The 14714-nt window shown below is 56.9% G+C and carries 12 protein-coding genes; 4 read left to right on the top strand and 8 right to left on the bottom strand.

The window, feature by feature from the left end; genetic code table 11:
* Positions 1-22: 22 nt before the first annotated feature.
* Entirely contained in the window at positions 23-1939 is a 1917-nt protein-coding gene (locus tag ABMA60_RS08970) for an alkaline phosphatase family protein (protein ID WP_392801762.1), read from the bottom strand.
* Between the two features lie 152 nt (positions 1940-2091).
* On the opposite strand from ABMA60_RS08970, the gene ABMA60_RS08965 reads away from it, so the two are divergent.
* Positions 2092-3963: a PhoX family protein gene (locus tag ABMA60_RS08965; protein WP_392801759.1), complete on the top strand. Its 1872-nt coding sequence runs from the start codon at positions 2092-2094 to the stop codon at positions 3961-3963.
* 76 nt (positions 3964-4039) lie between these two features.
* Here ABMA60_RS08965 and ABMA60_RS08960 read toward each other — a convergent pair whose 3' ends face one another.
* From ABMA60_RS08960 to ABMA60_RS08945, 4 genes are all read right to left on the bottom strand, one after another.
* Positions 4040-4807 (bottom strand): EAL domain-containing protein, encoded by a 768-nt coding sequence (locus ABMA60_RS08960; RefSeq protein ID WP_392801755.1) that lies wholly within the window; start codon positions 4805-4807, stop codon positions 4040-4042.
* A 72-nt stretch (positions 4808-4879) separates the two neighbouring features.
* Entirely contained in the window at positions 4880-5683 is an 804-nt protein-coding gene (locus tag ABMA60_RS08955) for an ABC transporter permease (RefSeq protein ID WP_392801752.1), read from the bottom strand.
* On the bottom strand, positions 5680-6507 hold the full coding sequence (locus ABMA60_RS08950) for an ABC transporter ATP-binding protein (RefSeq protein ID WP_392801750.1): 828 nt from the start codon (positions 6505-6507) through the stop codon (positions 5680-5682). The genes ABMA60_RS08955 and ABMA60_RS08950 overlap by 4 nt, the downstream gene beginning before the upstream one ends.
* Before the next feature lie 91 nt (positions 6508-6598).
* Entirely contained in the window at positions 6599-7609 is a 1011-nt protein-coding gene (locus ABMA60_RS08945) for an ABC transporter substrate-binding protein (RefSeq protein ID WP_392801747.1), read from the bottom strand.
* 374 nt (positions 7610-7983) lie between these two features.
* On the opposite strand from ABMA60_RS08945, the gene ABMA60_RS08940 reads away from it, so the two are divergent.
* On the top strand, positions 7984-9654 hold the full coding sequence (locus ABMA60_RS08940) for a methyl-accepting chemotaxis protein (protein WP_392801744.1): 1671 nt from the start codon (positions 7984-7986) through the stop codon (positions 9652-9654).
* A gap of 52 nt (positions 9655-9706) precedes the next feature.
* Here ABMA60_RS08940 and ABMA60_RS08935 read toward each other — a convergent pair whose 3' ends face one another.
* The 3 genes from ABMA60_RS08935 to ABMA60_RS08925 form a co-directional block, all read right to left on the bottom strand.
* Positions 9707-11101, bottom strand: a complete 1395-nt coding sequence (locus tag ABMA60_RS08935; protein ID WP_392801741.1) for a PepSY-associated TM helix domain-containing protein — start codon at positions 11099-11101, stop codon at positions 9707-9709.
* Between the two features lie 46 nt (positions 11102-11147).
* Positions 11148-11468 carry a hypothetical protein gene (locus tag ABMA60_RS08930; RefSeq protein ID WP_392801738.1) on the bottom strand — a complete coding sequence of 107 codons (321 nt, stop codon included), beginning with the start codon at positions 11466-11468 and terminating at the stop codon, positions 11148-11150.
* Between the two features lie 146 nt (positions 11469-11614).
* Positions 11615-12748: a GGDEF domain-containing protein gene (locus ABMA60_RS08925; RefSeq protein WP_392801735.1), complete on the bottom strand. Its 1134-nt coding sequence runs from the start codon at positions 12746-12748 to the stop codon at positions 11615-11617.
* A 148-nt stretch (positions 12749-12896) separates the two neighbouring features.
* Between ABMA60_RS08925 and ABMA60_RS08920 the strand changes: the two genes are divergently transcribed.
* Positions 12897-13865 carry an ATP-binding cassette domain-containing protein gene (locus ABMA60_RS08920; protein ID WP_392801732.1) on the top strand — a complete coding sequence of 323 codons (969 nt, stop codon included), beginning with the start codon at positions 12897-12899 and terminating at the stop codon, positions 13863-13865.
* On the top strand, positions 13862-14713 hold the full coding sequence (locus ABMA60_RS08915; protein ID WP_392801729.1) for an ABC transporter permease: 852 nt from the start codon (positions 13862-13864) through the stop codon (positions 14711-14713). The genes ABMA60_RS08920 and ABMA60_RS08915 overlap by 4 nt, the downstream gene beginning before the upstream one ends.
* The last annotated feature ends 1 nt before the right edge of the window (position 14714 follow it).

The following is a 14714-nucleotide window of genomic DNA, read 5'->3' as shown; positions in this document are numbered from 1 at the left end:
AAAATCGTTAAAAAACAAACAGTTAATCCGAGGTCGGAGCAAACTTTATAGTGCTGCCGTCGGCGCACAGAAGGCTCACCTCGCGCGCGGCGCCCGCTTCGTCGAGCCACAGCTGGCCCAGGGCCGAGCAGTTGACCAGAGCGCGGCCTTTTTGCCCTTCGGGTAAGCGGGTGCGAATCGACATGCGGCGTCGCTTGGTCAGCCAGTTCAATGGCGATTTACGGCCATAAAGCCAGCGGTTGAGTCGATCAAACCCCGGCAGCAGCGAAGCTGGAAATTCGTTCTTCAAACCGCTGCAGGTGATCTGGGTGATCACCGGTTGGTGCTTGCTGCGGCGCAGCACCACATCGTAGACAAAGGAATAATGCACATCGCCGCTGAGTATCATGAAATGGCCGGGCGTTTTACGGTGCCGGAAAATATTCAGCATGATGCTCGCCGCGCCCCGGTGCGCCATCCAGTTTTCCGCATCCACCAGCAAGGCCTGACCAAAGTAGGTGAACACCCGCTGCACGGTTTCAATCAACTTAACGCCATAGACCGGCGCGGCTGACACCATGACCACCGCGTCATGGTTGATCAGTTCTTGCTGCAATTCCGTCATGGCTTCCCAGTCGAGCAAACCCGATGGCCGGCTCGGTCGCTTTTCCGACGGCCAGCGCTGGGTGCGCGTATCGAGCACCACCAGCTTGGGTTCGGTATCGAGACAAAAATGCCAGTGCTCCCACTGCAATAAGCGATCGATCAGGCTGTTGTGTGCCTGGTCGCGTTGCTCAATGCCCACGCCATTGGCAAAACACTCAGGCACGGCCTTATCGAACAAGGGCGCCATGCGTTGTGGTGCGTTACCCCAACCCTGACACAGCAGATAACCGATGATGGCGTTGCCGATAATGCGTCGCGCAAAGGGATGACCATAAGCGGCGTCTTCCCAGGCGCGAGTCAGGTTCCAGTCATCAGTGACGTCGTGATCGTCAAAAATCATATAGGTCGGCAGATGCGCCATGGCGCGTTGCACCGCGGGCAAGCTGTCGACAAATCCCTCCAGCGCTTCACGCTCGCGCTGATAATCGTCGATAAACTCGGCGTCGATATCTGGCGCATCGAGCGATAATTTCGACCACAGTTGTGGCGACCAGACCAACAGATACATAGCCAGAATTTCCGCCAGGCTGACCAGATGATTGCGCGCCGAAGCATCGGTAAAAATCGGTTTGCGCACCCCGGTAAAAAACGCTTCCAGTAATTTCCGGTTGTCTTTATCGCGCGGTAACAACTCGGCGCGACGATAATAAAAATCGGTGTTTCCGTGCAGCTCTGAGCTCTGGTTCAGCGCCGCGCCCTGCCAGCGTTCGTCGGCCAAACCCAAGGCTTCAATCAGCTGGTGAATGACATGGAGCATGGGGCCGGCAACGTCATCGGCATAGATCTGATCGCCCGTCATCATTAATAAGGCTGGACATTGTTGCGGCTTTTCCAAAGTGTCAGCCAGCACATCATCGGCACGCGCCAGCGCGTCCTTCGACGGAAAATGCGGCTTACGGCAGGAGCCGTGCAGCAAATAATCCAGCCGACCACGGCGTACCAAAGAAGGCCGCTCTTCGCCGTCGTACAACAACCCCGGCACCAGTTGTGCGAGGTTGTGTTCGGTATCCGCCTGCTGCAGCCAGAGGTCGTAACCAAAACGCTGATCGGCCGGCAATGGCTGTTCGACATTGAGACTGATCAGATTGATCCAGGCGCGTTCACCAATGCGCACCGACTGACAACAGTCCGCCAGATCAAAGTCCATCACCGGCATGTTGTCGCAATGCAATTGTGCGCGGCCGGACGGCTGTTGGGTGGTCACCAGCCACAACACCAATTGCTGCGCATCCAGGTGTCGCACCTGTGGCCCGGCCACAATCAATGGCCAGTCATCGACTATTTGCTTCGTCAAACGGCTACTCCCCAATCCCCAATTCAATCCATTCGAACAGCATACAGACAAGCGTCATCTGTTGGTCATGCAATTGTCACAGCCATTCGCAAAACTGCGACATCGCTATCGCTTCGCCCACCCAATTGAAAAAAACACAGGACCTTCAAACGATGCATATCCCACACGACGAAAATAACAAACCGGTCGAATTCGACCGCCTGATCGACCACGCCATCAGCCGCCGCAACCTGATCAAAGCCGGCAGCGCTGCTGGCGCCACGGCCTTCCTGGGCGGCGTTGCGCCGCTGGCCCTGGCCGTCAACGAAGCCACGACGCTGATGAGCTTCGACAACATTCCCACCAGCACCGCTGACGACATTTCACTGCCGCCGGGCTACCGCTATGAAGTGCTGATGTCCTGGGGTGACCCGGTATTGAAAGGCGCGCCGAACTTTGCCCGCGACAACAGCGCCGCCGATCAAGCCGGCCAGTTCGGTGACAACACCGACGGCATGGAACTGTTTCACCTGACCGACCGTAACGGCAATATCGACCCGGATCGCGCCGTGCTGGCGGTGAACAACGAATACCTCAACGACGAATATTTCTACACCCACGGTGAAGCCGCCAAGACTGCCGAAGACGTGCAAAAAGGCCTGAACGCCCACGGTGTTACCGTGGTCGAATTGCAGCGCAAGCGCAATGGCAGCTGGGAATATAAGAAAGGTTCCGACTACAACCGTCGCTTGCATGGCAACGCCGAATTTGAACTGACCGGCCCGGTTGCCGGCACCGCCTACGTGAAAACTTCGGCCGATGCTTCTGGCCGTCGCGTCTTCGGTACCTTCAACAACTGCGGCGCCGGTCGCACGCCCTGGGGCACCTACATGACCTGCGAAGAAAACTTCAACGGTTATTTCGGCGCACCCGAAGGCACCAGCCTGAGCGACGCTCACAAGCGTTACGGTCTGAGCGAAAACGGCTCCGGCTACAACTGGTGGCAACACGAAAGCCGTTTCAACCTGGCGCAAGAACCGAACGAACCGAACCGCTTTGGCTGGATTGTCGAAATCGACCCGACCGACCCGACCTCAACGCCGAAAAAGCGCACCGCCATGGGCCGTTTCAAACACGAAAACGCGGCCATGACCATCAACCACGACGGCCACGCTGTGGTCTATATGGGCGACGACGAGCGCGGTGAATTTATCTATAAATTCGTTTCACGCGGCACTTACAACCCGGATGATCGTGCCGCCAATATGCGTCTGCTCGAAGACGGCAGTCTGTACGTTGCCAAGTTCAATGACGACGGCAGCGGCCGCTGGATTGAACTGCGTCATGGCGTTAACGGCCTGAACCAGGCCAATGGTTTTGCCGACCAGGCCGACGTTCTGGTGCGTGCCCGTGCCGCCGCCACCTTTGTTGGCGCCACCACCATGGATCGCCCGGAATGGGTCGCCTGTCACCCGTCCGCACCGATGGTGTTCTGCACCCTGACCAACAACAGCCGTCGCGGCACCAGCGCCGCCCAACCTCTGAACGGACCGAACCCGCGTGCTGAAAATGACTACGGTCAGATCGTGCGCTGGATGCCGGAAAACCGCGACCACACTTCCGAATATTTCGGCTGGGATCTGTACGCCATCGCCGGCAACCCGGCGGTGAAGACCGGCGCCTACGCCGGCAGCGACAACATCACCGAAGAGAACATGTTTAACAGCCCGGACGGTCTGCGTTTCGACGACTTCGGCCGCCTGTGGATTCAAACCGATGGCGACTATTCCAACGAAGGCGACTTCGCCGGCCAGGGCAACAACCAGATGCTCTGTGGCGACCCGGTAACCGGTCATATCCGCCGCTTTATGGTCGGCCCGCAAGGTTGTGAAATCACCGGCCTGAGCTTCTCCAACGACCACCGCATGGCGCTGGTCGGCATTCAACACCCGGGCAGCGCCTGGCCGAATGCCGATCGCGACGGCGTACCGCGTTCGTCCATCGTCGCGGTTTACCGCGAAGACGGCGGCGTGATCGGCGCCTGATTGAATCACCAATAAGAATCGGACTCTCCAACCTTTTAAGCCCCCGCTCGCGGGGGCTTTTTTATGTTGAAAAGATTTAATTAAGGCTAGAAAAATCCACCTCGGGCAAGGCTTCAAAGGCAGGACGGGCGAAGTAATAACCCTGAAACAGATCGATACCCAGATCGCGCAGAAATTTGAATTCAGCTTCGGTTTCCACGCCTTCAGCCAAAGTGCGGCAACCCAGTTCCTGCAACATGGTGTGGGTGGAACGCACGATGATCTGGCGTTTGGGATCGAGCTCAATACCGCGCACCAAACCCATATCCAGCTTAACGATATCCGGCTGCACCTTGGCCAATAAATTCAGCCCGGCATAACCATCGCCGTAATCGTCCAACGCAGTAATAAAACCCTGCTGCTGATAGTGGCGCAAAATATTGACCAGATGATCATGGTCCGCCACCCGCTCCACTTCGGTGATTTCAAACAGGATGCGCTCGATGGGAAAGTCATTCTCACGCGCCGCTGCCAGGGTGGTGCGAATACACAGCTCCGGCCGGTAAACCGCATTGGGCAGGAAGTTGATGCTGAGTATGCCATCCAGGCCCAGTTGAGCAGCCAGGGTAATGGCTTTTACCCGACAGGCTTGATCAAAGCGATAGCGGTTGTCGTCGCTGATCCGCTCAATGATGGTGCCGGCAGGCTCGCCATTGAGGCCACGCACCAAAGCTTCGTAACCGAAGATGCGCTGGTCACGGAGGCAGACAATGGGCTGGAAAGCCATGGAGAAATCAAAACCAAGCAGGTCAGCCGAGCGGCATTCATGGCAGGCCAGCTCACGAAAATCGACAGGTTTGTTCATAGCAAAAGGCGATAGCACTGTTTTTTTCAGTGTAGATGGCGGGGGCTGTGAACGCACCCCGCCGGGAGAAATTTACTGCTGCGAGCGAAACGCCCAACCAGTCATGCGTTTTTCCACCAGCACGAAGAGGGCGTACATCACCACCCCTTCGAAGGCCAGCGCCAGCAAGCCTGCAAACACCAGTGGCACTTCGAAGTTGGCTTGCGCCATCAACATCATATGGCCGAGGCCGGAGTTGGCGGCGACGGTTTCGGAAATCACCGAGCCGACAAAGGCCAGGGTAATGGCGACTTTTAGTGAACCGAAAAAGTGCGGCATCGCTCCAGGCAAACCCACCTTTAACAGGCGGTCGATTTTCGACGCCCCGAGCGCACGCAAGACATCATCCATTTCCGGTTCGGTGGTCGCCAAACCAGTCGCGACGTTGACCACGATGGGGAAAAACGAAATTAAAAAGGCGGTAAGAATGGCCGGCACGGTGCCAATGCCAAACCAGAGCACCAGAATCGGCACCAGCGCCACTTTCGGCACGGAATTAAAACCAACCATCAGCGGATACAAACCGCGATACAAACGCCGCGACCAACCGATGGCGATGCCCAGAATCAAACCAAACACCACGGCCAGACCAAAGCCGGCGGCAGTGGTCCACAAGGTCTGAATGGAATTGACCACAAGGGCGCGCTGAAATTCGATACCGGTCTGCACAATCACCGACGGCGGTGGCAGGAAATAAACCGGAATATCGCTCAACCGACAGATCAGTTCCCAGAGCACAAAAAAGCCGACCGTTACCCAGAACGACATGGCTTCTTCGCGTCCCAGCCAGCCAAATAAGCGCTGACTCCAGGATCGTTTCGTTGCGGCGTTACTCATGACGACGCCTCCTGCAAGGAGCCAATAGAACTGCTGCCATCTTCGGCGCGCGCACTGCGAATGTGCTCGCGCAATTCATGGACAGCACTGACAAATTCCGGCTGATAACGACTTTCCAGCGTCCGTGGCCGGGCAAAATCGATGTCGCGTTTTTCGATAATCTTGCCCGGTCGTGCGCTCATCACATAGACGGTGTTCGAGAGATAAACGGCTTCGGTCAGATCGTGCGTCACCAGCACCACGGTGAAGCGTTGTTGTTGCCACAACTCCTGCAGCACGTTCCATAATTCTTCACGGGTGAACGCATCGAGCGCGCCAAAAGGTTCATCGAGCAACAAGAGTTTCGGTTCATGAATCAGCGCCCGACACAGCGAAGCGCGCTGGCGCATACCACCGGACAATTCCCAGGGGTATTTATCGCCCTTGCCTTTAAGACCGACCGCCGCCAGGAGTTCTTCGCCACGGCGACGATATTGCGCCCGACGTTTGCGGAAATCTTTTTTTGTTGCCGGCGCCACTTCCAGCGGTAGCAGCACATTTTCCAGGGTGGTGCGCCAGGGCAGCATGATGGCGTTCTGGAACGCCATGCCCACCTGAGCGCGTGGCCCGGTCACCGGTTCGCCATCGAGCACGACGCTGCCTTGTTGCGGAATCAGCAGGCCGGAAAGCAATTTCATAAAGGTCGATTTACCGCAGCCACTGGGGCCGACGATGGCCGCGAAGTCACCTTCTTCGACCTGCAGGTCGATGCCGTCGAGCACCAGCTGGGATTCGTCCATACCGCCGTAACCCAGGCGCAACGATTGAATGTCGATAAAACTCATGCTGGACCTATGTGTTTGGACAAGGGGTATAAAAAGTGTTTAGACAAGAAGTATAAAAACCCCGGCACGTCGGCCGGGGTTTGGGTCACGCTCAGGGTGCGACCATCCGCTCTTCCATGGCGGGCAGGAATTCGTCGGTGAAGATGTCATCGACGCTCGGCTTGTTGCTGTACTCGTAAGTCAGACCGATTTGTTCGATGGCGTTGGCCATGCGGTCTTCATCGATGTCGCCCATGCCGTTTTCCAGCACATAGTCGGTCAGGATGTTATCGGCAATGGTCATTTGCAGACGCTCCAGCTCCACCGCTTCACGCGCCACGGTGTTGTGCTGCAACACGTACTGCACCGCCGCTTCCGGATCGGCGATGGTGTCACGCCAGCCGCGCAGGGTGGCACGGATAAAGGCTTCCACCGCTTCAGGGTTTTCTTGGGCGAAAGCCGGATTAACGATGATGGCGTTGCCGTACAGATCGACACCGTAATCACTCATCAGCATGACCACGATGTCGTCTTCCGGTGTGCCTTTGGATTTCAAATTGATGTAGGACGAGAACGAAAAGCCGGTGATGGCGTCGACATCGCCCTGGGCCAGCATCGGCTCGCGCACCGGGAAGCCAACGTTGTCGATGGTGACGGCATCGGCGTCAATGCCGTTGGCCTCGACGAAGATCGGCCATTGCGCATAGGCGCCATCGGTAGCCGGTGCACCCAGCGTTTTGCCTTCCAGATCCTTAGGTGTTTCAACACCCAGACTGCGCCGCGCGACGATGGCGAACGGCGGCGCGTCATAGGTCATCATGATGGCTTTGACTGGTAGGTCAGCGCTGTTCTGGTCGCGGAATTTGATCAGCGAATTCACATCGGCAAAGCCCAGCTGGTAAGTGCCGGAGGCGACGCGCGGAATGGCTTCCAACGAACCGGAACCGGAATCGATGCTGACGTTGAGTCCTTCTTCTTCGTAATAGCCACGCTCCATGGCCATCAGGTAGGGCGCCGCCGGGCCTTCGAATTTCCAGTCGAGCGCAAAGTCGATATCGGTCGCGCTGGCGCCGGCTGCAGCCATCAGGCCGGCCAGGCCGCTGAGCCAAGTCCGCTTATTCATGGTAGATCCCCTCATTAGCATCGGTTGTCGTTATGGCGATCGATGCACTGCAAGGGGTAGGCCAGTTTGTTAACAATGTGAACAAATGATCGATATGGCCGCTTTAGAGAAACATTTGTTTCATCCGATCACCAAAATAAGCCTTCTGTAACAAAACACAGACGGACGTACGCGCACCAAAGCTGACATACTGCGCCACCCAACGCTCCATTATGGAGCGCTAGCGTTTGAATACAGCAAAGATCGCAGCTGATCGCGCTGGTATCGCTTCCATAACAGAGACAATTCGCAGCGGCACGGCTTTCGCATTCAAGCTTTTCCCAGCTTAAGCCGATGTTCTATGCAACGGCCGCTATTTCCTTGAGCTCATACGAATGAAAAAAATCTCCCTGACGTTGAAGATCAGTGCACTGGTATCGGCCCTCATCCTGGCCCTGCTGGTGCTCGCCGTGTTCTTCATCGCAAGTTTCAATACCGTCATTGCCAACAGCGAGAAGGATGCTCAGCTGCGTCGACTCAGTGAAAACCTGACTCAGGGATGGGAGACCCTGAATCAGCAATACGACAGGGTTACCGAATTGGGACCCCAGTATTTCGCCAGCGCCATCAGCGAGGAAGAACTGCAGGCGGCCATCGATGCCGCCGACGCCACTGAAGCCGAGCTGCGGCAAACGGTCGGGCAATTGAACCCAGATCTGATTCGCAGTTGGGATTCGGTGATGATGAGCCAGACTGACCTGTCGCTGGGCACGCTGGCTGAGCAATTCAACAACGGCCTGGACCAGCTGGAAGAAGCCTCAGCCAACGCCGCCACCGCCTGGCTCGGCAAAGCCGCCTGGAACGAGCGCAATGCCATCAAAGCGGCCATGACGGAAGCGCTGGCACCGGTCGATAACGTGATCGGACAGATTTCAACGCAATACAGCCAACTGGTCGATTTGCGCTCCGCCAAACTGATCGCTTCTCAGCAGGCCACGGTACAGGTGTTGATTGCGGCGCTGGCGGTGTTGATCGGCATTGCCGTGGTGGCGGCGGTGTGGACCTTGCGCAAGATCAAGCGCGACTTGAAATCCATTGTTCAGGCGACCCAGCGACTGGCCAGTGGCGATCTCAGCCAACACATCGAAGCGCGCGAAAACGGCGATGAGGTCGATGAAGTCATGCTGGCGGTGGCGCAGATGAACACCAAGCTCTCGGACATCGTCGGTTCAGTCATCGAACTGTCGGAGCATCTGAAACGTTCCGCCGACGACATCATGGCCGACACCGAAACCCGCTTCCGCGATGCCGAAAACCAGCAGCAGAAAATGCACGAACTGGCGACCGCCATCGATGAACTGCACACCGCTTCCGGTCAGGTATCGGAGGCCGCCAGTCAGTCGATGACGGTATCCGAACAAGCCAAAGACGCCGCCGACAGCGGCTTCCAGACGGTGCAGGACACCATCAGCTCGATCCAGACACTGGCCACCGAGATCGAACAATCGGTCAGTGTGATTGAAAAGCTCGATGGTCAGGCGGAAAACATCACCGCCATCATCAGCTCCATTCAGGCGATCGCCGAACAGACCAACCTGCTGGCGCTGAATGCGGCCATCGAGGCTGCGCGTGCCGGTGAACAGGGTCGCGGTTTCGCCGTGGTCGCCGATGAAGTCCGCAAGCTGGCGCATCGCACTCAGCAATCGACCGAAGAAATTCAGCAGACCTTGGAAGAGTTGCGTTCTGGCAGTCGTGAAGCGGTCACGGTGATCGGCGACAGCCACGCCAAGTCGGTCGCCACCGTCGACACCGTGGGTGAAGCCGGTCGCACCATCGAACAATTCGTCGGCGCCGTTGATCAGATCAAAGACTGGACCTTGCAAACCTCAGCCGCCGCCGAAGAACAGGCGGCGACGCTCAGTGGTATTTCCGAAACCGTCAGCGATGTAAACCGTATCAGTGAAGACAACGCCAAACGCGCCCGCGTTTCACTCGGCTCCACCGAAACGCTGAACGCGCTCAGCAAGGATTTATTGCAGTCGGTTTCTTTCTTCCGGTTGCAATAAATCTACCGAGGCCGGTTCGGTTTTTTAAGACCAAACCGGCCGCGTTTTTCAGTTACTGATACCAGGCTCGAAGCGAACCAACGCGCGGTAACAACCAGCGATCCGCTACCAAAAAGATCAGCAAAGCGGCGGCAGCGACCGGGAAAAACAGCGACATCAACAACAGCAATACAGCGGCACTTTTCCAGATCGGCAGGTCCGGTTGCGGTGGCGCCTCCAGTCGCGCCGAGCCCGACGGCCGACGCTTCCACCAGGCAACAACGGCGGCACAACACAGCAACATGACCGACCAGCAAAACAACAGATTGAAGGCAAAATTCCACCCGCCAACATCGCCCTGATGCCAGGCGATACCCGCAGCCATGGCTTTGGCCCCCAGAGAGTAATCTGCAAAGCCAACCTCAGCGAGTACCTCACCACTGTATTGATCGATATGCAGCGTCCGGTCATTGCGCGGATCGGTAATATCGCCGCTCATGGTATCGGCAGACAGGGTGTAAACGCCCTGATCATCGGTCGGCAAATTTAACTGATAAGCGTCCATTCCCAACTGATCGGCAAGCGCAGCAACACGGTCGAGACTGATGCGTCCGGGAACCCTATTGGTTGTCGAAGCAGCACCATGCGCGTGGCTACCATGATTGGAATGGTCGACCTCAGCGGTGGATTCGGGCAACGGCGTTTGCTCTAAATTCCACGGCACTTCTTTATGGTCACCATGGTTCAGATCGGCATGGGTTTTATCAGACAGCGGCGCCGACCACTTTGATGCCGGAAAGGTATTCCAGGCCTGCACAAACTGACCACCCCAGATGTTGGTCCAGGACAAACCGCTGAATAAAAAGAACAGCAAAAACGCTGATAAATAGAGACCGACATTAGCGTGCAAATCACGCCAGAAAGGTCGCTTGTTCGGCTTACCACGAACACTGAGCGATTGACGCAAAGTCCGTCCCTGTCGTGGCCACCACAAATAAAGTCCACTGAACACCAGCAGAACCGCCAGACTCGCCGCCAACTCAACCAGCATGTCGCCGGTATCGCCCAGCATCAATTGACCATGAACATCATTGGCCCAGCTGTAGAGACCGCTGTCATCGGGAAGGCTGCCCAGCACCTGACCGCTGTAGGGATTCACGAAAACACGCAGCGTCGAACCTTGTGGCGTTATCAGTTTGAATTGATTGCTCTGCCCGGCTGATCGAGCCGGAATAAACAAACTGACGGTGCCATCTAACTCGGATTCCACGGCCTGTTTTTGCGCATCCAGCGAAACCGTCTGCGCTTGCTCAGTGACCTGATACAAATCCGCATGCTGCCATTCGCGCAAGGGTTCGCTGATCAGCATCAACATGCCGGTCGTTGCCAGCACGAATAAAAAAGGCACTACAAACAAGCCGGCGTAGAAATGCCAACGCCACATCGATAAAAAGAATTTTTTAGCCATAACTCACCTGCACCAATCATTTATTGGTAAGAAGAAATCACAAAAATTAACGAATGACGGATGAGTGGGCGGGCGGTGCGCGAATGGAATAATGGGAGAGAATTGTGCTGTCGTAGAAAACGACTGGCGTTTGCTCAGCGACGACAACCCTCTGCTTCGGAGGCGCCATCACAACAACGCTGGCGGTATCCATTTGTTTCAGCAGGCAGTCGCAACCATCGTCGACCGAGGGTGCTTCGTCCGATCCCAGGTCCACTTGTACCCAATGCACACCCTGACTGGAACAAATAACCATCCAGACAGTAGGCGTCATGGTCGCTGCATTGAGCAGTGGAATATGAATATAGAACAGCCAGCAGATAAGCATCAGCTGTAAGCGGGGCTTGGTTATTTTTAGTCTGGCCGGCCGCATGGCGTTCTATTCAGGCAAGGAATCCGTTGGCAATATGACACAAGTTGTCAGCCAATAGAATTCGTAAATTCAGGCATCTGAATAATGCAATTTTCGGCCATTCAGGATTGTTCGGCCGGAACCGTTCCCGCTGCTATTTCAATACGGTTGCGGCCGGCTGCCTTGGCGCGATAAAGCAGTTGATCGGCGCGCACCAGGGCATCGCTTAAATCTTCTTCCGGCTGAAAATCGGTGACGCCAAAACTGATGGTCACCTGGCGCTCAGACTCCATAAAACGCTGCTGCGGCATGGCCTGATGCAGGCGCTGTAAAATCATCTGCGCCTGTGCCAGCGTTGTACTGGCAAAGACAATGACAAATTCCTCGCCACCCCAGCGACACACCAGATCTTCTTCGCGCACCTGCTCCAGCAAAAAAGCCGCCACACCACGCAGGACGTCGTCGCCGACCTCATGACCGAGCTCATCGTTGATCGGTTTGAAGTTATCGATGTCGCCCAAGGCGATCACACTGCTGGCACCGGTGCGTCGTGCCTGGGCGCGCCACGGATGCAGAAATTCACGCAGGTAACGACGGTTGTAGAGTTGCGTCAGTTCATCGCGCGTGGCCAATTCGACCAGATCACGACGCTGGCGTTCGAAATGACGCCGCACCAAAACCACCGACATGATCAAAGGCGCGGCCGCTAACAGCACATTGGCACTGTAGAGAAATTTCGCCCAGAGCAGCAGTTCGCCGTCATAGCGCTGCCCGGGAAACGCCAGGTTCAAACCCAAAAATAAACCAATGCAGGCCAGACCGGTCAGGCTCGCCCAGCGCACCTCCAGCCGGGAGTTAATGACCGCCAGACAGGTGGTTGGCCACAGATAAAACTGGAAACCAAATTCCAGGCCCAAAAAATAGACCGCTGCAATTGAGTATCCACAGAGTTCGGTGCAAACCAGTATCACCGCCAGCAGATGTTCACCCTGCCGATTGGCAACAATAGCCAGAATCCAGAGCGACATGCTGAGGAGACTGAACAGCACCATCGGCGTTACCTGGTAATGGTGATACAAGACCACCAAAAACACATGCGCCAACAATGAAAACAGACTGGAGATTTGAATGGCTAGGAATTCCAGATATTGATCTTTGGCAACCCGTGTCGGTTTTCGCAGCGAGAACAATCGACGCCATCGATTGTTTGAAGGAGAGGCATCCATGAGTGAGTGACGGTCCAGGTTGTCAGGCATTAAAGAGCATCAGTATAGCAAGGCTCAATGGCCGCGCCCGGCGGAAAACAGGGCGGCAATGGGCCTTAGTCAGGGTATCAAAAATGCTGGCAACGGTTTCAGTCAACACCTAGAGTTAAGCCTCCGTTTTTCACAGGAGTGAAGCCTTATGCAAGGCTGGGCCATCGACGTGCAAAACCTGCATAAACACTTCGGTTCCACCCAAGCGGTAACAGGACTCAACCTGAAGGTGCGGCGCGGCAGTGTCTATGGTCTGCTCGGCCCCAACGGAGCTGGCAAGACCACCACAGTGCGCATGCTGGCAACGCTGCTACAACCAGACGACGGCCAGGCCCAGGTACTCGGTCTAGATCTTGTAAAGGATGCTCAGGCGATCCGCCAGCGCATCAGCCTGACCGGCCAATTCGCGTCGGTCGATGAAGATCTCAGCGGCCGCGAAAATCTGCGTTTGCTGGCCCGTCTGCTGGGCTTTAAAGGTCAGGCCGGACGCGCGCGCAGCGATACACTGCTGGCCAGTTTCGACCTGCTTGAGGCCGCCGACAAAGAAGTAAAGCATTATTCCGGTGGCATGCGCCGCCGGCTCGATATCGCCGCCTCGCTCATCGTGCCACCGGATTTGCTGTTTCTGGATGAACCCACCACCGGACTCGACCCGCGCTCACGCAATCAGGTGTGGGACATCGTGCGAGCCCTGGCCGCTGCCGGCACCACCGTCTTGCTGACCACTCAATATCTGGAAGAAGCCGATCAACTGGCCGAGCGCATCGCGGTCATCGACCACGGCCGGGTGATTGCTGAAGGCACCAGCAGCGAGCTGAAACAGAAGGTCGGTTCGGGCGTTTTACGCCTGCGCCTTGCCGATGCCTCGCAACGACCCGCGGCCGGCGACTGGCTCAGCCAGCAATTGCAGGCCAGCGTCAGCTTCGATACCGAACCTGCGTCGCTGAGCGTGCCCTGCGCCGACCCAGCTCTGGCCAGCAAAACCCTGCAGGGATTGACCGATAACGGCTTTGCCCTGGCGAGTTTCGGTTTAGGCCAACCCAGCCTGGATGAGGTATTCCTGGCGCTGACCGGCCAGCCATCGGACCTTGAGACCCGCGAGGACCTGCCCGCATGACCGAGCAACTGCGCAGCACCGATTTCGATAACCAAACCGCCAAAGCGCCAACCGATCTGCATGCCCTGATGCAGCAACAAGCACCTGAGCTGCCCGGCACGCTGTCGAACCTGGCCACCTTCGCCTGGCGCGCCCTGCTGAAAATCAAACACGTGCCGGAACAGCTGTTCGATGTGCTGATCACGCCGATCATGTTCACGGTGATGTTCACCTTCCTGTTCGGTGGTGCTCTGGCGGGCTCGCCACAGGAATATCTGGTGTTTCTGCTGCCCGGCATCCTGGCGCAGACGGTGGTGTTCACCACCATCTATACCGGCGTGACGCTGAACACCGACATCAGCAAGGGCATCTACGACCGCTTCAAATCGATGCCGATCTGGCGGGCGTCGCCACTGGTCGGCGCCATGGCCGGCGATGTGATTCGTTATACCGGTTCTTCGGTGATCGTGTTCATTATCGGCATGCTGTTGGGCTATCGCCCGGGAGGTGGGTTTTTCGCGGTGGTGTTGGCCATCGTGCTGTTAAATCTGTTCGCCTTTGGCATTGGCTGGGTGTTTACCACCATCGGCCTGCTGTTGCGCACGCCCGGCGCAGTGATGACGCTGAGCTGGACGGTGCTGATGCCGGTGACCTTCGCCTCCAACATCTTTGTCGACCCAGCCACCATGCCCGCCTGGCTGCAAGCAGCCATCGGCGTGAACCCGGTCGCGCATCTGGTGACGGCGCTGCGCGATATTCTCGCCGGTCAGCCCAGCCTGGCCGGCATTGCGCTGTCGCTGCTGGCGCCGGCGGTGTTAACAGCCATCTTCGGGCCGCTGACCATGATGCTGTACCGGCGCCAGCGCTGAG

It is taken from the genome of Saccharospirillum sp. HFRX-2, assembly GCF_043196805.1.
Taxonomy (GTDB): domain Bacteria; phylum Pseudomonadota; class Gammaproteobacteria; order Pseudomonadales; family Natronospirillaceae; genus Saccharospirillum.
Note: the sequence above shows the minus strand (reverse complement) of the source record. Positions and strands in the feature narration are given on the sequence as shown.

What these genes read in the sequence shown, in the direction of transcription:
- ABMA60_RS08965 (WP_392801759.1), top strand. Translation starts at nt 2,092, where the DNA reads ATGCATATCCCACACGACGAAAATAACAAACCGGTCGAATTCGACCGC.
- ABMA60_RS08960 (WP_392801755.1), bottom strand. Translation starts at nt 4,807, where the DNA reads ATGAACAAACCTGTCGATTTTCGTGAGCTGGCCTGCCATGAATGCCGC.
- ABMA60_RS08955 (WP_392801752.1), bottom strand. Translation starts at nt 5,683, where the DNA reads ATGAGTAACGCCGCAACGAAACGATCCTGGAGTCAGCGCTTATTTGGC.
- ABMA60_RS08950 (WP_392801750.1), bottom strand. Translation starts at nt 6,507, where the DNA reads ATGAGTTTTATCGACATTCAATCGTTGCGCCTGGGTTACGGCGGTATG.
- ABMA60_RS08945 (WP_392801747.1), bottom strand. Translation starts at nt 7,609, where the DNA reads ATGAATAAGCGGACTTGGCTCAGCGGCCTGGCCGGCCTGATGGCTGCA.
- ABMA60_RS08940 (WP_392801744.1), top strand. Translation starts at nt 7,984, where the DNA reads ATGAAAAAAATCTCCCTGACGTTGAAGATCAGTGCACTGGTATCGGCC.
- ABMA60_RS08935 (WP_392801741.1), bottom strand. Translation starts at nt 11,101, where the DNA reads ATGGCTAAAAAATTCTTTTTATCGATGTGGCGTTGGCATTTCTACGCC.
- ABMA60_RS08930 (WP_392801738.1), bottom strand. Translation starts at nt 11,468, where the DNA reads ATGCTTATCTGCTGGCTGTTCTATATTCATATTCCACTGCTCAATGCA.
- ABMA60_RS08925 (WP_392801735.1), bottom strand. Translation starts at nt 12,748, where the DNA reads ATGCCTGACAACCTGGACCGTCACTCACTCATGGATGCCTCTCCTTCA.
- ABMA60_RS08920 (WP_392801732.1), top strand. Translation starts at nt 12,897, where the DNA reads ATGCAAGGCTGGGCCATCGACGTGCAAAACCTGCATAAACACTTCGGT.
- ABMA60_RS08915 (WP_392801729.1), top strand. Translation starts at nt 13,862, where the DNA reads ATGACCGAGCAACTGCGCAGCACCGATTTCGATAACCAAACCGCCAAA.